Here is a 21697-nt window from a genome sequence, read left to right as displayed (position 1 = left end):
ATAGGGCGCGAGGCGTGTACTCGACACGCCTCGACCGTTGCAATGGGAATGGGACGCCGCCACCGCGGCGCCCCCACGAAGACCCGTCAGCCGCGCTGGTTGGCCGGCTGCCAGAGGACCTCCGCACCGTTTTCGTGACGAGCCAGCACACGGCAGAGCACGAACAGGAGATCCGACAACCGGTTGACATAGGCCAGCGACGCCGGACGCAATGCCTCGTGGTGATTGAGCGCCACCAGACGCCGTTCCGCGCGCCGGCAGACGGTACGCGCAATGTGACAGTCGGCCGTAGCGGGACCCCCGCCCGGAAGGATGAACTCCTTCAGGGCGGGCAGATCGGCGTTGAAGGACTCAAGCTCCACGTCCAGCCGCTCCACGGAAGCCTCCGGGAGGGCCTGGTGCCCTGGCACTGCCAGTTCCGCTCCCAGATCAAACAACTCGTGCTGCACCAGAGCCAGCGAGCGACGGACCTCTTCGGGCAGGTCGTGGACCAGGACCCGGCCCACGACACTGTTCAGCTCGTCCACGTCGCCAAAGGCCTCGACCCGATGGCTGTCCTTGTCCACGCGCGAGCCATCACCCAGGCCCGTCCGGCCTTCGTCGCCGGTACGCGTTGCGATCTTCGACAGTCGATTTCCCATGGTCTTACCTCTGTTGGTAGCGGAGCTTCACGAAGGCGGCCCGCCCAGGCTGGTTGTACCCGCCCACGGTCTCGTAATCCTTGTCGAACACGTTGTCGACCGAGGCCTCGATTCGCCACTCCGGATCGATCTGGTAACCCGCACGAAGGTTCATCAGACCATACCCAGAGAGCCGATGTTCATTGCCCGCATCATTATACGAACGACTCTTCCCAATCACGGACCCTCCGAGCGAGAAGTCCTGGAATTGCCGATCCAAGTCAAAACGGGCGGTTACAGGTGCCCGACGCTGCAGCTCGTTGCCAGTCTCACGATCCTTCGCATCAACCAGAGTCAGCGAAGCTCGGGAAGTCCACAGTCCAAAATCGTGGCCACCTTCGATCTCTAGGCCACGAATACGTGCCTCATTAATGTTGGCCGGTTCATTGACCCTCATAAAAAACTGTTCAGCGTCACAATTTGCGACACATTGATTTTGGATCAAGTCATCAACACGAGTTTCGAACACGGACACATCGATGTAAGCTCCTCCAGCCGAGTACCTGGCTCCAATCTCGAAAGTCTCAGATTCCTCTGGAACAAGATCCGGATTACCCCGGTACCATCCGATATCCGGATGGTAAAGCTCGTTGAAGGTGGGGGCCTTGAAAGCAGTACCGTAGGAGGCTCGCAGGCGCAGCGCGTCAGTGGCCTGCAACCCCCAGGCAATCTGTCCGGTAGTCTTGTCACCAAAAAGCTCGTCGTCGTCGTGACGCAGCGAACCCTCTAGGAGATGATCCCCTAGTTCCGCTTGGAGCAAGGCGTAACTGCCCACGTTGTAACGGCTGTTTTCCTCGTACTTTTCCGTTCCGAAAAAGCCAGGATCGTCGACTTCAATACGGTCTTCCCGCGCATCCAGGCCAGCCGTCAAGAACAGACGATCCGTCAACGCGATCTCGTTCAGCCAGTCTATGGAATCCCGAGTGGTGTTATAACGCGACGCGAAGCTTCCATCATTATAACGATCGTTCTCATCCCTGCTGTGCGTTAAACTGACCTCCGTTTCCCAACGATCCGTGATGGCCAAACGAACACCGCCACGGACCGCAGCATGGACATAATCGGTGTAATCGCGCCCCTCTGTACTATCAAATTCCGACTCACCTTCGGAGTAAAGAATACTGCCGAAGACCTCGATCCCATTTTCCAGCCGGTGCGAGACCTTAGTCGAAAGCGAGGTATTGTCATATCCATTAGGGTCATCATCCCCAAAGTCGTCCTGGACATTGATGCCGTCAGTATCAAAGTGGCTGATCGAGAAACTGTAGCTAGTGCTATCAGTGCCTCCGGCCACGCCGACACCTGCTTCCCAGGTGTTGAAGCTACCCCCGCCGACAAACGCGTTGACCTTCGGCGGTCCCTTGCGGCCTTCACGAGTAAACACCTGCACCACCCCGCCGATGGCGTCGGAACCGTAGATACTGGTTCGCGGCCCGCGCACGATCTCGACCCGCTCGATCTCCTCCAACGGTAGGAACTGCCAGCTCGCGCCACCTGTGGTGGCGGAACCCATACGGACTCCATCGACCAGCAACAAGGTGTGATCGGAATTCGTCCCGCGGGTATAGACGGACGTTGTCTTGCCAAAAGCGCTGTTTTGGGAGGTTTCCATCCCCGCGCGGCCTTCGAGTAGATCGGTGAACTGCTTGGGCTGCAGCCGCTCGATCTCTTCACGGTCGATTATGGTGACCGATGCGAGCGTCTCGTCGACGGTCTGGGCGATGCGCGTCGCCGTCACCTGGACGGTGTCGAGGGTCTGGGCTTCGGTTTCGGGTGCGTCCTGGGCGTGTGCCAGGGCGGGGGTCATGGCCAACAGGATGGCCGCGGAAAGTGCTGTGCGTTTCATTTTTTGGAGTCTCCCGGCGAGCCGCCCGCACGCCGTTGATTCGTCGGGATCGCGCGAACAGGAAGGAGACAGACACGAGGGGGATCGGCCACAACCGGCTAGCGGCCAGGCCCGATCATCCGCCTCGCATGCCCGCCGCATGCCGCGCGATCATTCCCTGGCCGGTCTCCGGGCTGACGAGCGTTCCGGTGCGGCGCCTTCCCGAACATCATGTTCAGTGGCACTGGCCGCGACCATCAGGGACCGTCGGGCGGTCCCTCGCTCGATCACCGTTGCGGGGGCAGCGTCGGTTTCGTCCGCAGGCCTCGGAGACCTGCCCGGACTCACCGAACTTCCCGTTTAACCCGCCAGGTCGAGCCTGGCCGGGCACCGGGGAACGCGGCGAACACTACACAATTGGGCGCAAAATTACCAGCCGGGGGAGACTCGATCTCGCACAACCGGAACCGTCGAACCAGGCCCGTCGCGACGGATCATCAGCGGCGGCGCCGCTCCTCGGCGTGGAGATAGCGGGTCCCGCGCTTCAGCAGCAGGCCCCAGGTCTTGTCCTGCAGCATGGCGTCAAACTCGGGCGACCGCTCGGCGCGCAGTGCCACGGGATGCGACTCGTCGCCGGCATGCGTTGCCAGCATGTCCAGGCGCTCGCGGTTGGCGCCGTACTGCTCGACCAGGAAATCGCGCATCGAATCGCTCAAAGGCAGGTGATAGATACGCGTGAGGCGCATCGCCAGCCATTCGGCCATGCGCCCGAGATCCTGGCGGACCTTGCGCACCATGGCCGAGCCCAGACCCGCCTTGGCATCCGCGCTCATGCCCACATACAGCCCCCCAAGATACGCGGCCGGGTTGGCGTAGATGGCGCGCTGGATGCTCGGGTTGGTGAGGTCCACCAGCGGCTCCAGGATCAGGGCCAGTTGGATGCCGATGCGCTTGGCCGTCTCGGCGTCCAGCGCCGCCCCCCCGAAGTAGAACAGGTCGCCTTCGCGCTGGATCTTCAACTCCTTAAGGAAGTTGCAGAAGTCGTTGGCCAGCTTCAGCTTCTGGTCATCGGTCAGCTCGATCAGCTCCTCGCTGACCCGGATACCGCGCACACTGCGCTTGAACCAGCGCTTCTCGCCCCGCTTCTCCACCTGGGCGCGGCGCAGGGCCTCCCAGCGCTCCACCGCATTGGCGTAACGGCTCTGCGCCTGCATCAGCTGGTCGCGCGCCTCGCGCAGGTCCTCGACCCGACGCAGTGCCAGCCCCAGGAGCTGGCCTTCCGGCGAATGCTCGTCGGGTTCCCGATCCTCCAGGGTACGCAGTGCCTCCAGGACCTGACGCCCCAGGTCGGTTACGGGCTCGCGCAGGACCTGCGGGTCCAGCCCCGAGGCATCGCTCTGGGACAGCAGAATACCGAGCGAGCGCAGGCGGCTGACCACCCCGGCCTGCGCCACGCGAAAGCGGTTGCCCTGGGACTCCAGTCGATCCAGGGCGGCCCCGAGCTGCCAGCCACCGGACCATTCGAAGCTCAGGCGCTTGATCTGGCGCCCGTTCACGAGCTCGAACGCGAGCACGAAGATCGCCTGCACATCGTCGAGGGTGCACCGGGCCAGGTCGTCGGCATCGGCGGCGGAAAACAGGCGGTCCAGGAACTGGTCCACCCGGCGCACGCCATCCTCCTGGGTCGGCGCCACGCCGCGCAGCCGATCGCGCAGCAGGTCGGCGACCTCCGGGGCCTCGTGGTGCAGCTTCTCCAGGGCCGCGAGCCGCGAATCCTCGGTCGCGCCCACCAGATCGCCCACGCGCGAGCGCAGGCCCAGGCGGCGATAGACCTCAATCTGCTCCGCGGCAGCCGCCAGGCTGGTATCGCCGGTCATCTCGCGTACCGCGACGGCCACCCCCTCGGGCGAGATATCCACCTCGTGAAGCAGCACCTCGGCCGCCTTGCGCCGGCGCATATCCGGTGCGAGCTCGCTCATGGCCAGATCACGGGTCACGAACAGCAGGTCCGGCAGCAGGTCGATCGTGTTGCGCAGCTGCTCGCGCGACTGTTCCTGGCGTTTTCCGCGGGTGGCATCGGCAACAAAGCGCGCCACCAGGCCGATCACCCCGAACAGCAGGGTGTAGACGGCAAAGAAGATGAAGTTCTGTGCCGGGGCGGCATGCCCGAAACCGAGAAAGTACCCGCCCTGCATGGCCAGGAACGTGACCGGTCCCGCCGCCCACAGCAGCTGGAGGAAATTGAGCGACCAGGGGACGCGCCGCGCGGTGGCCGCCACCTCGGTGATGCGGCTGCGGCCGGCCGCCTCGATCAGGACGTTCTCCTGCGACGGCCCGACGGCCTGCGGGTCTTCCTGACCCGGTGCCTCCCTGCGTTTACGAAAGCGACCGAACACGCGCCCCTGCTCCGGAATGGATGGTCACCGCCGGCATGGCCGCAACGTCCCCATTAGTGTAGGGAAAGTACGTTCGGTTCGCGCGCTCCGGGCCCCGTTTTCGCGCCGTTCCCGGCGCATTCGGCCACCCCTCAGGCCGCGTTGCTGCGCCGTGCCTGGGCCTCGCCGGGCGGGATCGAGACCACCTCGGAGGCATCGTCGCGATAGAGGTAGTCGCGCGTCAACGGCACCGCGTCCTGCTGCTTGGCCATCTGCACGTGGAAGACCACCTGTCCCCACCAGCGGAAGGTCCCCTCGCAACTGGCCAGATAGAACTCCCACATGCGGCAGAAGCGCTCGTCAAAGCGCGTCACGGCCTCGGCTCGGACCTTCTGGAAGCGGCGGTACCACTCAGCCAGTGTCTCGGCATAGTGCAGCCGCCAGAACTCGATGTCCGTGGTGTACAGCGGGGTGGGTTCCAGCGCACTCATCACCTCGGACAGCGCCGGGGTGTACCCGCCCGGAAAGATGTATTTGCTGAGCCACGGGTTGGAGGTGCCCGGCGGCTCCTGCCGCCCGATGGTATGCAGCACGGCGATGCCGTCGGGCGTCAGGAGGTCGTGTACCCGCTGGAAGAACGTACCGTAGTTGGGTGTGCCGACATGCTCGAACATGCCGACGCTGACAATCCGGTCGTACTGGTCCTCGTGCTCGCGGTAGTCCTGGTAGAGAAACCGCACCCGGTCCTCCAGCCCGCGTCGCCCGGCCTCCTCCCGGGCCACCCGCAGCTGCTCCCGGGACAGTGTCACGCCGTCGACCTGCACGTCCGCGTGCTCGGCCAGATGGAAGGCCAGGCCGCCCCAGCCGCAACCGATATCAAGGACCCGCATGCCGGGTTCCAGGCGCAGCTTCCTGCGCAGCATCGCGCACTTGGCCTGCTGCGCTTCCTCCAGCGTCATATCGGGCCGCTCGAAGTAGGCACAACTGTAGAACATGCCCTCGTCCAGGAACTGGCGATAAAGCCACTCGTCGACATCATAATGATGGGCGATGTTCTGATAGCAGCGCGCCACCTTGTTGCCCTGCTCGATCAGCGCCCGGAGCATACGCACCGCCGGATTGACACGCTGCTGGAACATCGGCGCGAAGTTGCGCATAGCCACATCCAGGAACACCTGCAGGCCCTCGGGGCCAGGCGACCACATGCCGTTCATGTAGGTCTCGCCCAGCTGGAACCCCGGATCGCGACCGATCTTGCGCAGCACCGCCCGGTCATGCAGCTGCATCGTGATCTCCGGCGTACCGCTACCGAAACGCTGCTCGCGGCCATCCGGGTGCCGCAGCACAAAGGTCCCGTAGCGCATGTATTGCTCGAGTAACCGCTCGATCATCTCGACCCCTGTCCTTGTCTCGGCGGCCCGTGCGCAACGCGTGGGTTCCAGGCCGTTGCCGCGCCACCCAATGTAAACTGAGTCTAAATATTGTTATCTCGCGTTGTCCATGCCTGATGCCGCGCGCGGTGAAATGGGCGGCCGGCGCCGCTTCGAGACCCGTAATAACCCCGACCCGAATCACCTGCATTCCACAGGGACAGTAGCGCATTCCCGGGCGTGATGGCAGACCCCGAAAATCCCTTTCCCCAATTCCGAAAAAACGGCTACCCTGCACTCATGACGCTACGACCCACCCAAGCCTGTCAGCACTGCACCCTGCGCCAGCTCTGCCTGCCGGTCGGCCTGCCGCAGGACGAGCTCTGGCAGCTCGACGAGATCGTCCAGCAGCGCCGGCCGATCGCCAAGGGCGCGGCCCTGTTCACCATGGGGGCCAAGTTCGACGCGCTGTATGCGGTCCGCACGGGGGCACTGAAGACGGTGCTGATCTCCGATGACGGCACTGAACAGATCACGGGCTTTGCTCTGGCCGGCGACCTCCTGGGACTGGACGCGATCCATTCGGGCAAGCACCCGGTGAGTGCCGTGGCCCTGGAATCCACCAGCGTCTGTGCCGTGCCCTACGGGCATGTCGACGACCTCGCCGGGCGCCTGCCCACGTTCCGCCAGCACATGATGAGCGTGATGAGCCAGGAGCTCGCGCAGGACGAAAGTCTGCATGCCCTGCTTGCCCAGCGTACGGCCGAGCAGCGCCTGGCGACATTCCTCGTGGGGCTGTCGGAACGCCAGCGCACCCGCGGCCTGTCTCCCGAGCGGTTCTACCTGCCGATGTCGCGCGCCGATATCGCCAACCACCTGGGCCTGACCCAGGAGACCATCAGCCGACTGTTCACCCAGCTGCGCAACCAGGGCGTCATCAGCCTGCACACCCGCGACCTCGAGATCCTTGAGCCCGAGAGTCTGCGGAACACCGCCGGGGTTACGTTCACCTCCTCCGCCGCGAGCAGTGCCTGAATCCGGAGGCACCCCGGAGGAGCCGTCGACGGACTTCGAGGCCTTCTGGCGCTTCGCCGGAACCCTCTGGGCCGACCCCGATGCACGCGCGCGTCTGATGCGCTGGCAGGAGGACTTCGGGGTGGATGTGATGCTGGCGCTGTTTGCCCTGTGGTACCCCCGACCGCTGACGACCTCTCAGTGGCAACGGCTCGCGCAAACCGCCCGCCGCTGGCAGACCTCTGCCACCGGACGCATCCGCGCCCTGCGCCGCCAGTTGCGCACCCCCGAGCGCGACACGCTCTACCGCGCGGTACTCGCGCTCGAACTCCAGAGCGAGCGCCTGGCGGGCCTGCAACTGCTCGCGCAGGCCCGCCAGCTCTCGACGCCGGATAGCCGGTCCCACGCCGTGAACCACCGGCGCCGACTGCACACGCTGTTCCCCGCATTGCCGGAGGCCGAGATCCGCGACGCGCCACACACTCCGGATCGGTGCTCTCAATAGCGTGTCCACGCAGGGACGTACGTAGCGGCATACCGGCTGCATGCGCTGGCTGTTCCGGCTATCCTCCCCGGCATACAGACCCTACACGGCAGGATTCATGTCCGACGATCTGCGCAGCCAGCTCCTGAAGACGGGGCTGGTGGACGAAAAACAGGTTCGCAAGGCCAAGGCGCAAAAGCATCAGGCGCAAAAGGGCAACGCGAAAAAGAAGAAGGACCGCAAGACCGGCCCCGAGCCCGGCGTGGCCGAGGCGCGCAAGGCCGAGCAGGCCGAACGCTCGCGGCAGAAGAACCGCGAACAGCAGGAGCGTGCCGAACGCCGCGCCCGCCACGCACAGATCCGCGAGCTGGTCAGTACCCATCTGGCGCCGATCCCCACGGGCGATGCCGCGCTGGACTATCATTTTCAGCAGGGGGGGCAGATCCGCCACCTACCGGTGACAGCGGATCTGCAAAAGCGCCTGGCCGACGGGCGCGCCGCGATTGCGGGGCTGGATATCCGGCCGGAAAAGGGTTTCCGGGTCATCCCGCGGGAGACAGCGGACCGCATCCGCGAGCGCGATCCGGAATGGCCGCTGGTGATTCCGGCCGAGGACGATGCGTCGTCCAAGCCCGACCCGGACGACCCCTACAAGGATTACGTCGTTCCCGATGACCTGATGTGGTGAGGGCACGGGGCGCGCATGGGCAGGCGGCCCCGCGGGTCCGTCAGTCCGTGGTGCGCTTCACGTCCGCGGCCGGCATGCCGGACTGCTGCGGACGCCGGGCCTCGTCACTGGACATATCCTGAGGGGTTAGTCCCCCCTCCCCCAGACTCTGGGGTGCACCCGCCGACTCCTCCTCCTCCGGCGCGCCGTTGCCACAGCCCAGGGCCAGCAGGCCCACGGCGGTCAGTCCGATCACCAGGGGGGTCGCTCGCTGAATCTCTCGCATCGCTATCACTCTCGGGTGTTTTCAGATCAAAGCGTGCAAGCCCGCGGCCCGGCGCGCAAGCGCCGGCGTGAAGATCACGGGCTTGGCACACGCCCTTGAGACCCGCCTGGCTGCGGATTCGCTGTCAGACGGCCCCGACCGGCAGGATGCGGGTCCCGGCCTGCCCGTCTAGAATCTCGGCGGCATGCCCCAGCGCACCGATCCCGACCCGGATGCCGCCCAGGGCCGAACGACGCGCCGCCTCCATCTTCGGGCCCATGGAACCCGCGGGGTAGGCCGCCGGCTCCACGGCCGTGACCAGCAGGGCCTTCAAGCGCCGAGCATCCGGCGTGCCCCAGTCCATATAGACGCCGTCGACATCGGTCAGCATCAGCAGCCAGTCGGCCTCGACATGCGCGGCCAGACGGGCGGCCGCCAGGTCCTTGTCGACCACAGCCTCGATGCCCTGCAGGCGGCCGGAAACGTCGCGCGCGACTGGCACACCCCCACCCCCGGCGCAGATCGCGACAGCGCCACTATCCACCAGGGAGCGTACCGCCTCCATGCCCAGCAGCCGCTGCGGCTCGGGCGAGGCTACCACGCGCCGCCAACCCTCGCCGTCGGGCGCGATATCCCAACCGCGCTCGTCGGCCAGCGCACGAGCACGGGCCTCATCCCAGGTGGGACCGATGAATTTCTCCGGATGGCCAAAGGCCGGATCGTTGGGGTCGACCTCGGTCTGCGTCAGCAGGCTCGCCACCCGGTCATGCCCCAGTGCGTTGTGCAGCTCGCGCGCCAGGATGTAGCCGATCATACCGTGACTCTCGGCGCCGACAACGTCCAGCGGCCAGGCGATGCGATCGCACTCCGCCTGATTGGCCAGCAGGCCAACCTGCGGCCCGTTCCCGTGGGTGACGACCACCTCGTGCTCGCGCGCCACGGCGGCGATCGCCTCGGCGGCCTGTTGCGCGTTGCGCTGCTGGGCCTCGGCCGAGGGGGTCTCGCCGCGTTGCAACAGGGCGTTGCCGCCCAGCGCGATCACGATGCGCATGGCGGTCCTCCGGGGTATTTGGTGGGTGTCAGGTCCGCGGCAGGGTGACGCCGCGCTGCCCCTGGTACTTGCCGCCGCGATCCTTGTAGGACGTCTCGCAGACCTCGTCGGACTGCAGGAACAGCATCTGCGCCACACCCTCGTTGGCGTAGATCTTGGCCGGCAACGGCGTGGTGTTGGAGAACTCCAGCGTCACGTGGCCCTCCCACTCGGGCTCCAGCGGGGTCACGTTCACGATGATGCCGCAGCGGGCATAGGTGGACTTGCCCAGGCAGATGGTCAGCACGTCGCGCGGGATACGGAAGTACTCCACCGTGTGCGCCAGGGCAAAGGAGTTGGGCGGGATGATGCAGACATCCGACTGCACATCCACGAAGCTGCCCTCGTCGAAGCCCTTGGGATCGACGATGCTGGAATTGATGTTGGTGAAGATCTTGAAATGATCCGAACAGCGCACGTCGTAGCCGTAGCTGGAGGTGCCGTAGGACACGATCCGCTCCTCGTCGCGGTAGCGGATCTGGCCGGGCTCGAAGGGCTCGATCATGCCCTGCGTCTCGGCCATCTCCCGGATCCAGCGGTCCGACTTGATACTCATTGGCCCTGTCCCTGGTCGGCGGTTCGCCGGATCAGTTGTTCTGAATCACGATATTGGGGAACTTGCTGCTGTAGTCCTTGGACTGCTCCGCCAGCTTGGCGCCGGTGCGCCGCGCGATTTCGCGATAGATCTCGGTAATGCGGCCATCCGGGTCGGCGATCACGGTGGGCTCGCCGCCATCGGCCTGTTCGCGGATGCGGATGTCCAGCGGCAGGGCGCCCAGCATATCCACCCCGTACTCCTCGGCCATGTTCTCCGCCCCGCCCTGGCCGAAGATGTACTCTTCGTTGCCGCACTTCGAGCAGATGTGGATGCTCATATTCTCGATGATGCCCAGCACTGGCACCTCGACCTTCTCGAACATGCGCAGGCCCTTGCGGGCGTCCAGCAGCGCGATGTCCTGCGGCGTGGTCACGATCACCGCGCCGGACACCGGAATCTTCTGCGACAGCGTCAGCTGGATGTCGCCGGTGCCCGGCGGCAGGTCGATGATCAGGTAGTCCAGATCCTTCCAGTTAGTCTCGTTCAGGAGCTGCTCCAGCGCCTGGGTCACCATCGGGCCACGCCAGATCATCGGCGTGTCCTCCTCGATCAGGAAGCCGATGGACATCGCCTGTACGCCGTGGCGCTCCAGCGGCTCCATGCTCTTGCCATCCTTGGACTCCGGGTTGCCCTTGATGCCCAGCATGCGCGGCTGGCTGGGGCCGTAGATGTCCGCATCCAGGATGCCGACCTGCGCGCCCTCGGCCGCCAGGCCCAGCGCCAGATTCACCGCGGTAGTGGACTTGCCCACCCCGCCCTTGCCGGAGGCCACGGCGATGATGTTCTTGATCCCCGCCATCGGCTTGAGGCTCTTTTGCACCGCGTGCGTCGTGACCTTGGTGTTGATGGTCACTTCCGAGGATTCCAGCCCGGCGACACCGGCCAGCGCCCCCTGGATGGCTGCGCGGAGCTCGTCGTGATAGCCGTTCGAGGAGTAGCCCATCTCGATGGCAATGGAGGCGCGCGCGCCCTCCACCTGAATGTCCTTGACCGCGCCGGCGGCCACCAAATCCTGCTCCAGGTACTTGTCCTGAACAGTCTTCAGGGCGTTTTCGATCTGCTCGCGCGAGAGTTCGGCCATGGTGTTCGTTCCATCCAGCAATTGAAGGGTGACCGCGCGATTCTACTGGCACCGGTACGGCACGCCAATGGCAACACGCAGTGCCAGTCCTTTCCCGGGGCCCAAACATGCTCATCCGGCCGGGTGTCAAGCCTTTCGCAACGGCTTTATGCACAAACATGGAGCATACCGGGAAGACAGGCCAAGATAGCCGAACAAACATCCAAATCGCTGCACAATAGTTATGTAACTTTCTGTTTTATCACTTTTCTTCTGGGTTGGTCGATTTTTAACCAATTTGTCATGCGCCCTTGTGTGGCAAGGGGTAGCGACCGATTCCACCGGGTTTCCCACAGACTTATCCACAGCTTCTGTGGACAAGCGGGCCCAGCCCGCGCTGCGCCTCGACAAGCCGCCGGACACACCCGACAATAGCGCCCCTGCACCCGCGGCCCGGCGCCGCCCATCACGAGCCAAGCAATGACCGAAACCCCGCGCAAGATCCTCGTCACCAGCGCCCTGCCCTACGCCAACGGCCCGATCCATCTCGGACACCTGGTGGAATACATCCAGACCGACATCTGGGTGCGGTTCCAGCGTGCGCGGGGCCACGAGGTGATCTATGTCTGCGCGGACGACGCCCACGGCACGCCGATCATGCTCAAGGCCCGTGCCGAGGGCATCGAACCCGAGGAACTGATCGCGCGGGTGCGCCAGGAACACGAGGCCGACTTCAGCGAATTCCTGATCGGCTTTGATCATTACCACTCGACGCATTCCGACGAGAACCGCGAGCTGGCCGGCCAGATCTACAAGGCCCTGCGCGACGCCGGGCACATCGAGACCCGCACCATCGACCAGGCCTATGACCCCGAGGCCGGGATGTTCCTGCCGGATCGCTTCATCAAGGGCACCTGCCCCAAATGCGGCGCGCAGGAGCAGTACGGCGACTCCTGCGAGGCCTGCGGCGCGACCTACAGCCCGATGGACCTGAAAGACGCGGTATCGGCCATCAGCGGCGCGCGCCCGGAGTCACGCGCCTCGGAGCACTACTTCTTCAAGCTGGGCGACTTCGAGGCCTTCCTGCGCGACTGGACCCGCTCCGGCCGTCTGCAGGACGCGATCCGCAACAAACTGGACGAATGGTTCGAGACCGGCCTGAGCGACTGGGACATCTCCCGTGACAAGCCCTACTTCGGTTTCGAGATCCCGGACGCCCCGGGCAAGTACTTCTACGTGTGGCTGGACGCCCCGATTGGCTACATGGCGAGCTTTCGCGCCTTCGCCGAGCAGCAGGGCCTGGACTTCAACGCCTGGTGGGGCGCGGACTCCGACGCCGAGCTGTACCACTTCATCGGCAAGGACATCGCCTACTTCCACACCCTGTTCTGGCCGGCCATGCTGCATGGCGCGGGCTTTCGCACCCCGTCGGCGGTCTTCTGCCACGGCTTCCTGACGGTCAACGGCCAGAAGATGTCCAAGTCGCGCGGGACCTTCATCCGCGCCCGCGACTACCTGGACCACCTGAACCCCGAATCGCTGCGCTACTACCTGGCCGCCAAACTGGGCGACGGGGTCGACGACCTGGACCTGAACCTGGACGACTTCGTGCAGCGCGTGAACTCGGACCTGGTCGGCAAGGTGGTCAACATCGCCAGCCGCTGCGCCGGCTTCATCCACAAGCGCTTCGACGGCCAGCTGGCCGCGGAACTCCCGCGCCCGGACCTGCACGACGCCTTCGTCGCCGAGGGCGAGGCGATCGCGGCGGCATTCGAGCGGCGCGAGTTCGCCCAGGCGATGCGCCGCATCATGGCGCTGGCGGATCAGGCCAACCAGTACATCGACGAGGCCCAGCCCTGGGTGCTGGCCAAGCAGGAAGGTCGCGAGGCCGAGGTGCAGGCCATCAACACCCAGGGGCTGGACCTGTTCCGCATCCTGATTGTCTATCTCGCCCCGGTGCTGCCGAAACTGGCGGCCGACGCCGCCGCGTTCCTGAACCTGGACGACACCCGCTGGGCGAACCGCGAACCCCTGATCGGACGTTCCATCCAGAAGTTCAAGCCGCTGATGACGCGCATCGAGCCGGAGACCATAGACAAGCTGCTCGAGGCCTCGAAGGCCACCCTGGCCGCCACCGAGACCAGCAGCCCTGACAACGCAGCCCCTGAACAGGCCACGGAGACGAACGTGGACCCGATTGCCGAGACCATCGACTTCGATACCTTTGCCCGGGTCGACCTGCGAATCGCCCGCATCGCCAATGCCGAGCACGTGGACGGCGCCGACAAGCTCCTGAAACTCACCCTGGATATCGGTTCCGAGACGCGCCAGGTATTCGCCGGCATCAAGTCCGCCTACGCCCCGGAGGACCTGATCGGCCGGCATACCGTGATGGTCGCCAACCTGGCCCCGCGCAAGATGCGTTTCGGCGTCTCCGAGGGCATGGTGCTGGCCGCCGGCCCGGGTGGGTCGGAGCTCTACATCCTGAACCCGGATGACGGGGCCCGCCCCGGCATGCGCGTCAAGTGATGCCCGTTCCGACCGGCGAGAACGCAACGGAACGCGCGCGGCCCATGGATTTGCACCCGAGCCTCGCGTAAGCTGCCGCTCTTTTGTCGACACCCGGACGCATGGAACAAAGCCCCGAATTCAAAGCGCAGGTTCGCCTGCTGGCCGAAGCCGGACGCGAACTCGCGGACCGCGGCTGGCTCCCCGCGCGCACCGGGCACTTCTCCGCGCGTCTGGACGACCGGCATATCGTGATCACCGCCCCGGGGCGCAGCAAGGACCTGCTGGACGCCCACGACTTCATGGTGGTGGATCTCGAAGGGCATCGGGTCACCGGCAGCGGCGAACCCGGCCCCGAGACCTTCCTGCACATCATCATGTACCGCCGCGACGCGCAGCTCGGCGCCGTCCTGCATACGCACAGCGTGCAGGGTACCGTGCTGTCGCGGCAGGTCACGGGCTCACTGCTGCTGCGCGACTACGAGGCCCTGCGCGAACTCCCCGGCTGCGAACACCCCGCGCGCGGCATCCGCATCCCGGTGTTCGCCAACGAGCCGGACATGCAGCAGCTGGCCGCCCGGGTCGACGCCGCCATGGACCGCGACCCGGCACTCGCCGGTTACCTGATCGGCGGTCACGGGCTCTACACCTGGGGCGAGACGGTGGAACGGGCCATGCAGCGCACCGAGGCCTTCGAGTTCATGTTCGAATGCGAAACGCTGGCCCGCCAGCTACCCCTATGACCCCGACCTCCGCTCACCCCGCCCCCCAGGCCGTCATCCTGGCCTTCGAGGGGGTCCTCGCCCCGTCCGGCGTGCTGCGCGATACGCTGGAACCGCACGCCCTCGAGGCGCTGCCGGACTTCCTCGAGCGTCACGCCGAGTCCACCGCGGTCCAGCGGACGCTGACGGACATCCTCGCCTACTCCGGGCGCGAGCTGGACGTGGACGGGCTGCTGTCCCAGATCCGCGCGTGGATCCGGGGCGGACAGGACATCACGCCGGTGCGTCAGCTCCAGGGGATGGTCTGGGCCGATGCGCTGGAGGCCGGGGCCCTGCAGCCACAACTCTCCCGGGAAACCGCCGCGACGCTGGACCGGCTGCACCGCAGCGGAGTGGCCCTGTACAGCTTCGGCGCGACCCCGGCACCGGTGCAGCGCGACTGGCTGCGCCACGGCCCGCACCCGGAGGTCGAACAACACCTCACCGGACTGTTCGACACCCGCATCGGTGGCCGCCGCGATGCCGGCAGCTACCGTCGTCTCGCGGAGGAGATCGGCCTGACGCCGGAGACCGTGCTGGTGCTGTCCACCCGCCGTGACGAGCTGGACGCCGCCCACCAGGCCTGGCTGCTGACCGCTCGCCCGGCCGCGGACCCCCAGGCCGAGGACGACCATCCGGTGCGGCCCTTGACCTCGCTCATCTCCGACACCGCCGACGGGCGCTAATCTGACTCGACATTCCCGGCCTCTGCCACGCGCCGGACTAGGGAGACGCTGATTGAATCGCACGTCCGCGTTGGTGCCCCCTGTTTTCCGAGACAAGGCGCGTCGTGTAGCGGGTAGTGGTTCTACCCGCAAGAGGCGCAACGCAGGATCGGGGAACAGGGTGCACCAACCCCACAAGCTATTGAAAGCAGGGGCCCGGCCGCCCGTTTTTATGATCAACAACGGGCGCGGGAACGGCGTTGCGGCTCCTTTGTGCAGAATGACTGCACGGCAGTCACCGCGCCTTGTTCGCACGCAAAAGCGACTCGAGCGCGGACGTGCGATTCAATCAGCGTCTCCCTAGGTTTCGCGCCGGGAAAGAGCAATCGCCCCGCCGCGGGCAGGGTTGAGCGGGCACCGCCCGTCGCCGATACTGTGTTGTTGACCTGACGACTCGGATTTTTCGTGGAATACGTCCTGATCCTCATCAGTACGATCCTCGTGAACAACTTCGTACTGGTGAAGTTTCTGGGCCTGTGCCCGTTCATGGGGGTCTCGCGCAAGGTCGAGACGGCCACCGGCATGGGCCTGGCCACGACCTTCGTCCTGACGTTGTCCGCCGTCAGCTCCTACGTGATCAATGAATACCTGCTGACCCCGCTCGGGCTGGAGTACCTGCGCACCATCGCCTTCATCCTGGTGATCGCGGCGGTGGTGCAGTTCACCGAGCTGGTGGTGCGCAAGACCTCGCCCCTGCTCTACAACGTGCTGGGGATCTTCCTGCCGCTGATCACCACCAACTGCGCGGTGCTGGGCGTCGCCCTGCTCAACGTCCAGGAGGCACACAATTTTGTCGAGTCGGCCCTGTACGGTTTCGGCGCCGCGGTCGGTTTTTCGCTGGTGCTGATCCTGTTCTCCGCGATCCGCGAGCGCATCGCCGTGGCCGATGTGCCGGTGATGTTCCGCGGCAGCGCCATCGCCATGGTCACCGCCGGGCTGATGTCGCTGGCGTTCATGGGCTTTTCCGGGCTGGTGCGGCTGTGAGCGTGCTCTACGCCATCCTCGCGATCGGCGGCCTGGCCGCTGCATTCGGGCTGATCCTGGGGTTCGCCGCGCAGCGCTTCCGGGTCGAGTCCGATCCGGTGGTGGACCAGATCGACGCCCTGCTGCCGCAGACCCAGTGCGGCCAGTGCTCCTACCCCGGCTGCCGGCCGTATGCCGAGGCCATCGCCGCCGGCGAGGCGGACATCAACCGCTGCCCCCCCGGCGGTCAGGCGACGGTCCAGGCCCTGGCCGACCTGCTCGACCGCGAGCCCACCCCGCTGGAGGAAGAAGAGCAGGAGAAGGCCGTCGCGATCATCGACGAGAACATCTGCATCGGCTGCACCCTGTGCATTCAGGCCTGCCCGGTGGATGCCATCCTCGGGGCCGCCAAGCAGATGCACACCGTGATCGAGGAGGAATGCACCGGATGCGAGCTGTGCATCGAGCCCTGTCCGGTCGACTGCATCACCATGGTTCCGGTCGGCACCGACATCACCGAATGGCGCTGGTCGGAACCGGAACCCTCGCCCATCGAGCAGCCCATCAAGCGGCCCATCCACGCCATCGCGGACGGTTCGGGGGCTTCCGACTGAGTCGGATGTCCGCAAACCGTTAGAATACGCTTATGCAGCTGCATCGCTTCCACGGGGGCCTGAAACTGGCCGACGAGACCGAAGCCAGCACCCGCGATCCGGTGCTGGTGATGGGCGTGCCTCCGCAGCTGATCGTCCCGCTGGGCCAGCACATCGGCGAGGCCGCGGAGCCCTGCGTGGCGGTCGGCGACTACGTGACCAAGGGTCAGCGCATCGGCCAGTCCAAGGGATATATCGCGGCCCACGTGCACGCCCCCAGTTCCGGGGAGGTGATCGAGATCGCCCCGCACGCGGTACCCCACCCCTCCGGTCTGGACGCCCCCTGCGTGGTCATCCAGACCGACGGGCGCGACGACTGGGGCGACACCCGCATGGAACCCTGGCTGGACTGGGATACCCGCGAGCCGCGCAAGCTGCGCCAGCGCATCCGCGAGGCCGGCATCGTCGGGCTGGGCGGGGCCGCCTTTCCCACCGCGGTCAAGCTCAACCCGCGCGCCGGTCAGCGCATCCACACGCTGATCGTGAACGGGGCCGAGTGCGAGCCCTACATCAGCGCCGATGACATGCTGCTGCGCACCGCCCCGGAGGCGGTGTTCGAGGGCATTCGCATCGTCGCCCACCTGCTGGACGTCGAACGGGTGCTGTTCTCGGTGGAAGACAACATGCCCGAGGCGATGCGGGCCCTCACCGAAAACCTGCCGGGCGAACTGCGCGAGCTGATCCAGCTGGTCTCGGTCCCCTCCCTCTACCCCACCGGCGGCGAACGCCAGCTGATCAAGGTGCTAACCGGCCAGGAGGTCCCCAGCGGCGGTCTTCCGGCCGATATCGGGATGGTCTGCAACAATCCCGGTACCTTCAAGGCGGTCTGCGACGCGATCATCCAGGGGCGCCCCCTGCTGTCGCGCATCGTCACCGTTACCGGGCCGGGCGTGCGGCACCCACGCAATGTCGAGGCCCTGCTGGGGACCCCGTTCGCCGACGTCATCGCCGCGACCGGCGGTTACGCCGATGGGGTGGATCGCCTGGTGATGGGCGGCCCGATGATGGGTTTCGCGGTCCACGACGACGCCATACCCGTGATCAAGGGCACCAACTGCCTGCTCGCCACTCGCCCCCAGGACACCCCGTCCCCGGGGCCGGTGATGCCCTGCATCCGCTGCGGCGAGTGTGCGGCCGCTTGCCCCGCCCAGTTGCTGCCGCAGCAGCTCTACTGGCAGGCCAAGGCCAAGGACTTCGACGCGATCCAGGACTACGGCCTGTTCGACTGCATCGAGTGCGGCTGCTGCGCGCATGTCTGCCCCAGCAACATCCCGCTGGTGCAGTACTACCGCTACGCCAAGAACGAGATCTGGGCGCGCGAGAAGGAACGGCAGAAGTCCGACATCGCCCGCGAACGCTATGAGTTCCGCCAGGAGCGCATCGAGCGCGAGGAACGCGAGAAGGCCGAGCGCATGGCCAGGAAGAAGGCGGCGGTAAAGAAGAAAGAGGGCGAGGAAGGCGCCGACGACGACAAGCAGGCCGCCATCCAGGCCGCGCTGGAACGCGCCCGCGCGCGCAAGGCCGCCAAGGCCGCACAACCCGCCGAGACCCCGGGGGACGGACAGGACAACGCCGGCACCGCGGAGGCCGGCACATCCAGCGAATCCGGCCCGCGCGATTCCACGGACTCGGGCAGCCGCTGATGCGCTTTCGCACCGAATCCTCGCCGCACATGATCCCGGCCCACTCGGTGGGCGGGGTCATGCAGCAGGTCCAGATGGCCCTGGTACCCGGCACCCTGGCCATGGCCTGGTTCTTCGGCTGGGGCGTCCTGGTCAACGTGGTCCTGGCGGTGCTGTTCGCCGTGGCCTTCGAGGCTGCGATCGTGGCGGCCCGCAAGCGCCCGGTCATGGCCACCCTGAGCGACAACTCGGCCATCGTGACCGGCTGGCTGTTCGCCCTTGCCGTACCGCCGCTGACGCCGATCTGGGTCACCCTGATCGGTATCGCCTTCGCGATCGTGGTGGCCAAGCACCTGTATGGCGGGCTCGGCTACAACCCGTTCAACCCCGCGATGGTCGGCTACGTGGTCGTGCTGGTCTCGTTCCCGCGGGAGATGGCCCTGTGGCCCGCGCCGGACACCCTCTCCGACCTGTCGCTGGGCCTGGGCCAGACGCTGCAGACCGTGCTCACTGGCAGCCTCCCGGCCGCACTCGAGTGGGACACGATCACCCGCGCCACGCCCCTGGACGCAATGCGCGAGGGCCTGGGAGCCGGGCGTACCGTCAGCGAGGTCACCGCGAGCCCGCTGTTCGGCAGCTTCAGCGAGACCAGCTGGGAGTGGATCGGCAATTTCTTCCTGCTCGGCGGCCTGTACCTGCTGTTCCGGCGCATCATCCACTGGCATATCCCGCTGGCGGTGATCCTGGGCGTGGCCATCCCGGCCGGCTTCTTCTGGATGCTGGACCCGGACTCCTTTGCCTCGCCGGCGTTCCACGTCTTCAGTGGCGCGGTCATCATCGGCGCCTTCTTCATCGCCACCGATCCGGTCTCCGCCTCCACCACGCCGCTGGGTCGCATCCTCTACGGCGCCGGCATCGGCGTGCTGATCTTCATTATCCGCACCTGGGGCGGCTACCCGGATGCGGTCGCCTTCGCCGTGCTGCTGATGAATATGGTCGCCCCGACCCTGGACCACCTGACGCGGCCGCGCATCTTCGGGCGCTCGCGCCGCGGACCGCCGCCGGGGGACGGGCATGCTTGACCTGAAGCCCCGCGACATCCTGCTGGCCACCGCCCTGCTCGCCGGCTTTGCGGCCGCCGGGGCGGGGATCGTCGCCCTCGTCCAGGGCACGACCGAGGCCCGCATCGAGGAGAACCGCATGGCGGTCAACCGCAACCGCATCGCGGAGCTGACCGGCGACCTGGATTACCGGAACGACCCCGTGCACGACACCATCGATCTCGGCCATGACCTCCTGGGCGGTGACCACCTGCCGGCCTGGTTCGCCCGCGATGCCGATGACGAAGTGGTCGGCATCGTGTTTTCCGCGATCGCGCGCGATGGCTACAGTGGCGACATCCACCTGCTGATCGGCGTAGATCGCGACGGCGAGCTCCAGGGGGTGCGCGTCTCCGCGCATCGCGAGACCCCGGGTCTGGGAGACGCCATCGAGGCCGAGCGCTCCGACTGGATCCACGACTTCGACGGCCGCTCGCTGGGGAACCCCCCGGCCGAGGACTGGCACGTGCGCAAGGACGGCGGCGTGTTCGACCAGTTCACCGGCGCCACCATCACCCCGCGTGCGGTGGTTCGCGCCGTTTATCGCACGCTGCAATACTTCGACGAACACCGCGAGGAGCTGCTGGCGACCCGGCCCGACGACGCCCGCTCCATGGCGGAACCGCTCCCGCAGCCCGAGGACCACGGGGACGACGAGGCAAGCCGATGAACCCGACCCTGACCGACATCATTCGCGACGGCCTGTGGCACAACAACCCCGGGCTGGTGCAGCTGCTGGGGCTGTGCCCCCTGCTGGCGATCTCCGGCACCATGGTCAACGCGATCGGCCTCGGCATCGCGACCACCCTGACCCTGCTGCTGTCCAATGTGCTGGTCTCGCTGATCCGCAACCACGCGCGCCCGGAGATCCGCATCCCGGTGTACGTGCTGATCATTGCCTCCATCGTCACCGCGATCGAGCTGGCGATGAATGCCTGGTTCCACGGGCTGTACCTGATCCTCGGGATCTTTATCCCGCTGATCGTCACCAACTGCGCCATCATCGGTCGCGCCGAGGCCTTCGCCTCGCGCAACTCGGTGCCGCGCGCCGCCCTGGACGGCCTGATGATGGGACTGGGCTTCACCGGCGTGCTGATCGCCCTGGGTGCGCTGCGCGAGGTCCTTGGCCAGGGCACGCTGATGGCCAATGCCCACCTGCTGTTCGGCGAGTGGGGGCACGGGATGACCCTGCAGCTCTATCCCTCCGAGCACGGCTTCCTGCTGGCCCTGCTGCCCCCGGGCGCCTTCATGGCCATGGGCCTGCTGATCGCCGCGAAGAACTGGATCGACAGCCAGTTCGAGCCGGAGCCGACCGCCAGCCGCGACGAGAGCGCCACCGAATCCGAAGCCGCACCCGACAACGCCTGAACCGAACCGGCCTTGATTCCTGGCCGTCAGCCGGTAAACTTCCGGCGCCACGAATCCGTTCTACCGGGGCCGCGCGCCCCGGACACTCAAACGTCCCAGGAGATTGGCATGGCTGGACATTTCCCGTTTGCTGGCAAGCGCGGCACGCGCTACGGCCTCGCCCCGCGCGGCACGATCGCCGCCTTTTTCGAGAACCACGGGTTCAACGACGACCTGCAGGAGAAGTACTACAAGTGGTGGTACGACTGGGCCAAGGACTTCGTCGAGAAGGACAGCGACCTGTCCTACACCATGATCCGCAAGTTCGACAGCTACCCGATGGGCACCCACGCCCACCACTCGTTCCACCTGAACGACAAGTACTGGCCGAGCTGCCTGGACGAACTGGGTTCGTTCATCCGCGACGTCATCTTCCCGAAGCTGGACGAGAAGGCGATGCATGATCTGGAAGAGAAGCACGCCAAGCTGATCAAGGATCTGGAGAAGGAAGCCGAATCCAACCCGCGCGACGCCGCGCCGGATGTCGGCATGTTCCGCCACGTCTGAGCAACGCCACTACGCGAGTTGCC

General features: G+C 66.1%; 21 protein-coding genes and 1 riboswitch. Of the genes, 13 read left to right on the top strand and 8 right to left on the bottom strand.

Annotated elements, in window-relative coordinates; translation table 11 throughout:
- Nucleotides 1-86: 86 nt before the first annotated feature.
- The 4 genes from F793_RS0109630 to F793_RS0109615 form a co-directional block, all read right to left on the bottom strand.
- Complete coding sequence (locus F793_RS0109630; protein ID WP_018878892.1) at nucleotides 87-641, bottom strand: cob(I)yrinic acid a,c-diamide adenosyltransferase; 555 nt, start codon at nucleotides 639-641, stop codon at nucleotides 87-89.
- A gap of 4 nt (nucleotides 642-645) precedes the next feature.
- Nucleotides 646-2526, bottom strand: a complete 1881-nt coding sequence (locus F793_RS0109625) for a TonB-dependent receptor domain-containing protein (protein ID WP_018882512.1) — start codon at nucleotides 2524-2526, stop codon at nucleotides 646-648.
- A gap of 141 nt (nucleotides 2527-2667) precedes the next feature.
- Nucleotides 2668-2915: riboswitch (cobalamin riboswitch) on the bottom strand.
- Between the two features lie 87 nt (nucleotides 2916-3002).
- A complete protein-coding gene (locus F793_RS0109620; protein WP_018882511.1) occupies nucleotides 3003-4901 on the bottom strand; it encodes a hypothetical protein in 1899 nt (632 codons plus the stop codon).
- A 131-nt stretch (nucleotides 4902-5032) separates the two neighbouring features.
- On the bottom strand, nucleotides 5033-6271 hold the full coding sequence (locus F793_RS0109615; protein WP_018882510.1) for a cyclopropane-fatty-acyl-phospholipid synthase family protein: 1239 nt from the start codon (nucleotides 6269-6271) through the stop codon (nucleotides 5033-5035).
- A 279-nt stretch (nucleotides 6272-6550) separates the two neighbouring features.
- Here F793_RS0109615 and fnr point away from each other — a divergent pair, with 279 nt between their 5' ends.
- The 3 genes from fnr to F793_RS0109600 all read left to right on the top strand — a co-directional run bounded on the left by fnr (nucleotide 6551) and on the right by F793_RS0109600 (nucleotide 8436).
- On the top strand, nucleotides 6551-7285 hold the full coding sequence (gene fnr, locus F793_RS0109610) for a fumarate/nitrate reduction transcriptional regulator Fnr (protein ID WP_018866869.1): 735 nt from the start codon (nucleotides 6551-6553) through the stop codon (nucleotides 7283-7285).
- The gene (locus F793_RS0109605) at nucleotides 7278-7769 is read left to right on the top strand and encodes a DUF2390 domain-containing protein (RefSeq protein ID WP_018882509.1); all 492 of its coding nucleotides are present in this window, start codon (nucleotides 7278-7280) and stop codon (nucleotides 7767-7769) included. The genes fnr and F793_RS0109605 overlap by 8 nt, the downstream gene beginning before the upstream one ends.
- A 97-nt stretch (nucleotides 7770-7866) precedes the next feature.
- On the top strand, nucleotides 7867-8436 hold the full coding sequence (locus tag F793_RS0109600) for a DUF2058 domain-containing protein (RefSeq protein WP_018882508.1): 570 nt from the start codon (nucleotides 7867-7869) through the stop codon (nucleotides 8434-8436).
- Nucleotides 8437-8476: 40 nt separating this feature from the next.
- Here the strand turns inward: F793_RS0109600 and F793_RS0109595 are convergent, their stop codons facing one another.
- The 4 genes from F793_RS0109595 to apbC form a co-directional block, all read right to left on the bottom strand.
- Nucleotides 8477-8701, bottom strand: coding sequence for a hypothetical protein (locus tag F793_RS0109595; protein WP_018882507.1), 225 nt, complete (start codon nucleotides 8699-8701; stop codon nucleotides 8477-8479).
- Nucleotides 8702-8825: 124 nt separating this feature from the next.
- Nucleotides 8826-9731, bottom strand: coding sequence for a carbamate kinase (locus F793_RS0109590; RefSeq protein ID WP_018882506.1), 906 nt, complete (start codon nucleotides 9729-9731; stop codon nucleotides 8826-8828).
- 28 nt (nucleotides 9732-9759) lie between these two features.
- Nucleotides 9760-10326, bottom strand: coding sequence for a dCTP deaminase (gene dcd, locus F793_RS0109585; RefSeq protein ID WP_018866874.1), 567 nt, complete (start codon nucleotides 10324-10326; stop codon nucleotides 9760-9762).
- Nucleotides 10327-10357: 31 nt separating this feature from the next.
- A complete protein-coding gene (gene apbC, locus F793_RS0109580; RefSeq protein WP_018866875.1) occupies nucleotides 10358-11449 on the bottom strand; it encodes an iron-sulfur cluster carrier protein ApbC in 1092 nt (363 codons plus the stop codon).
- 459 nt (nucleotides 11450-11908) lie between these two features.
- Here apbC and metG point away from each other — a divergent pair, with 459 nt between their 5' ends.
- The 10 genes from metG (at nucleotide 11909) to F793_RS0109530 (ending at nucleotide 21674) form a co-directional block, all read left to right on the top strand.
- Entirely contained in the window at nucleotides 11909-13957 is a 2049-nt protein-coding gene (gene metG, locus F793_RS0109575) for a methionine--tRNA ligase (RefSeq protein ID WP_018882505.1), read from the top strand.
- A 101-nt stretch (nucleotides 13958-14058) separates the two neighbouring features.
- On the top strand, nucleotides 14059-14679 hold the full coding sequence (gene mtnB, locus F793_RS0109570) for a methylthioribulose 1-phosphate dehydratase (RefSeq protein WP_018866877.1): 621 nt from the start codon (nucleotides 14059-14061) through the stop codon (nucleotides 14677-14679).
- Nucleotides 14676-15383: a hypothetical protein gene (locus tag F793_RS0109565; RefSeq protein ID WP_018878386.1), complete on the top strand. Its 708-nt coding sequence runs from the start codon at nucleotides 14676-14678 to the stop codon at nucleotides 15381-15383. Before mtnB ends, F793_RS0109565 begins: the two co-directional genes overlap by 4 nt.
- Nucleotides 15384-15827: 444 nt before the next feature.
- A complete protein-coding gene (gene rsxA, locus F793_RS0109560; protein ID WP_018866879.1) occupies nucleotides 15828-16406 on the top strand; it encodes an electron transport complex subunit RsxA in 579 nt (192 codons plus the stop codon).
- Nucleotides 16403-16999 carry an electron transport complex subunit RsxB gene (gene rsxB, locus F793_RS0109555; RefSeq protein ID WP_018882504.1) on the top strand — a complete coding sequence of 199 codons (597 nt, stop codon included), beginning with the start codon at nucleotides 16403-16405 and terminating at the stop codon, nucleotides 16997-16999. The genes rsxA and rsxB overlap by 4 nt, the downstream gene beginning before the upstream one ends.
- 32 nt (nucleotides 17000-17031) lie before the next feature.
- Nucleotides 17032-18681: an electron transport complex subunit RsxC gene (gene rsxC / locus F793_RS0109550; RefSeq protein WP_018882503.1), complete on the top strand. Its 1650-nt coding sequence runs from the start codon at nucleotides 17032-17034 to the stop codon at nucleotides 18679-18681.
- Nucleotides 18681-19742: an electron transport complex subunit RsxD gene (gene rsxD, locus F793_RS0109545; RefSeq protein ID WP_018866882.1), complete on the top strand. Its 1062-nt coding sequence runs from the start codon at nucleotides 18681-18683 to the stop codon at nucleotides 19740-19742. The genes rsxC and rsxD overlap by 1 nt, the downstream gene beginning before the upstream one ends.
- Nucleotides 19735-20430 carry an electron transport complex subunit RsxG gene (rsxG, locus tag F793_RS0109540; protein WP_018866883.1) on the top strand — a complete coding sequence of 232 codons (696 nt, stop codon included), beginning with the start codon at nucleotides 19735-19737 and terminating at the stop codon, nucleotides 20428-20430. The genes rsxD and rsxG overlap by 8 nt, the downstream gene beginning before the upstream one ends.
- Nucleotides 20427-21128, top strand: coding sequence for an electron transport complex subunit E (locus tag F793_RS0109535; protein WP_018866884.1), 702 nt, complete (start codon nucleotides 20427-20429; stop codon nucleotides 21126-21128). Before rsxG ends, F793_RS0109535 begins: the two co-directional genes overlap by 4 nt.
- A 108-nt stretch (nucleotides 21129-21236) precedes the next feature.
- Entirely contained in the window at nucleotides 21237-21674 is a 438-nt protein-coding gene (locus F793_RS0109530; protein WP_018866885.1) for a hypothetical protein, read from the top strand.
- Nucleotides 21675-21697 lie beyond the last annotated feature (23 nt).

It is taken from the genome of Thioalkalivibrio sp. ALE22, assembly GCF_000381445.1.
In the GTDB taxonomy this organism is placed as follows: Bacteria; Pseudomonadota; Gammaproteobacteria; order Ectothiorhodospirales; family Ectothiorhodospiraceae; genus Thioalkalivibrio.
Note: the sequence above shows the minus strand (reverse complement) of the source record. Positions and strands in the feature narration are given on the sequence as shown.

Coding starts and splice junctions, on each gene's coding strand:
- fnr (WP_018866869.1), top strand. CDS start 6,551: ATGACGCTACGACCCACCCAAGCCTGTCAGCACTGCACCCTGCGCCAG.
- F793_RS0109590 (WP_018882506.1), bottom strand. CDS start 9,731: ATGCGCATCGTGATCGCGCTGGGCGGCAACGCCCTGTTGCAACGCGGC.
- apbC (WP_018866875.1), bottom strand. CDS start 11,449: ATGGCCGAACTCTCGCGCGAGCAGATCGAAAACGCCCTGAAGACTGTT.
- rsxD (WP_018866882.1), top strand. CDS start 18,681: ATGCGCTTTCGCACCGAATCCTCGCCGCACATGATCCCGGCCCACTCG.
- rsxG (WP_018866883.1), top strand. CDS start 19,735: ATGCTTGACCTGAAGCCCCGCGACATCCTGCTGGCCACCGCCCTGCTC.
- F793_RS0109625 (WP_018882512.1), bottom strand. CDS start 2,526: ATGAAACGCACAGCACTTTCCGCGGCCATCCTGTTGGCCATGACCCCC.
- F793_RS0109600 (WP_018882508.1), top strand. CDS start 7,867: ATGTCCGACGATCTGCGCAGCCAGCTCCTGAAGACGGGGCTGGTGGAC.
- F793_RS0109530 (WP_018866885.1), top strand. CDS start 21,237: ATGGCTGGACATTTCCCGTTTGCTGGCAAGCGCGGCACGCGCTACGGC.
- rsxC (WP_018882503.1), top strand. CDS start 17,032: ATGCAGCTGCATCGCTTCCACGGGGGCCTGAAACTGGCCGACGAGACC.
- F793_RS0109565 (WP_018878386.1), top strand. CDS start 14,676: ATGACCCCGACCTCCGCTCACCCCGCCCCCCAGGCCGTCATCCTGGCC.
- metG (WP_018882505.1), top strand. CDS start 11,909: ATGACCGAAACCCCGCGCAAGATCCTCGTCACCAGCGCCCTGCCCTAC.
- dcd (WP_018866874.1), bottom strand. CDS start 10,326: ATGAGTATCAAGTCGGACCGCTGGATCCGGGAGATGGCCGAGACGCAG.
- mtnB (WP_018866877.1), top strand. CDS start 14,059: ATGGAACAAAGCCCCGAATTCAAAGCGCAGGTTCGCCTGCTGGCCGAA.
- F793_RS0109595 (WP_018882507.1), bottom strand. CDS start 8,701: ATGCGAGAGATTCAGCGAGCGACCCCCCTGGTGATCGGACTGACCGCC.
- F793_RS0109535 (WP_018866884.1), top strand. CDS start 20,427: ATGAACCCGACCCTGACCGACATCATTCGCGACGGCCTGTGGCACAAC.
- F793_RS0109630 (WP_018878892.1), bottom strand. CDS start 641: ATGGGAAATCGACTGTCGAAGATCGCAACGCGTACCGGCGACGAAGGC.
- F793_RS0109615 (WP_018882510.1), bottom strand. CDS start 6,271: ATGATCGAGCGGTTACTCGAGCAATACATGCGCTACGGGACCTTTGTG.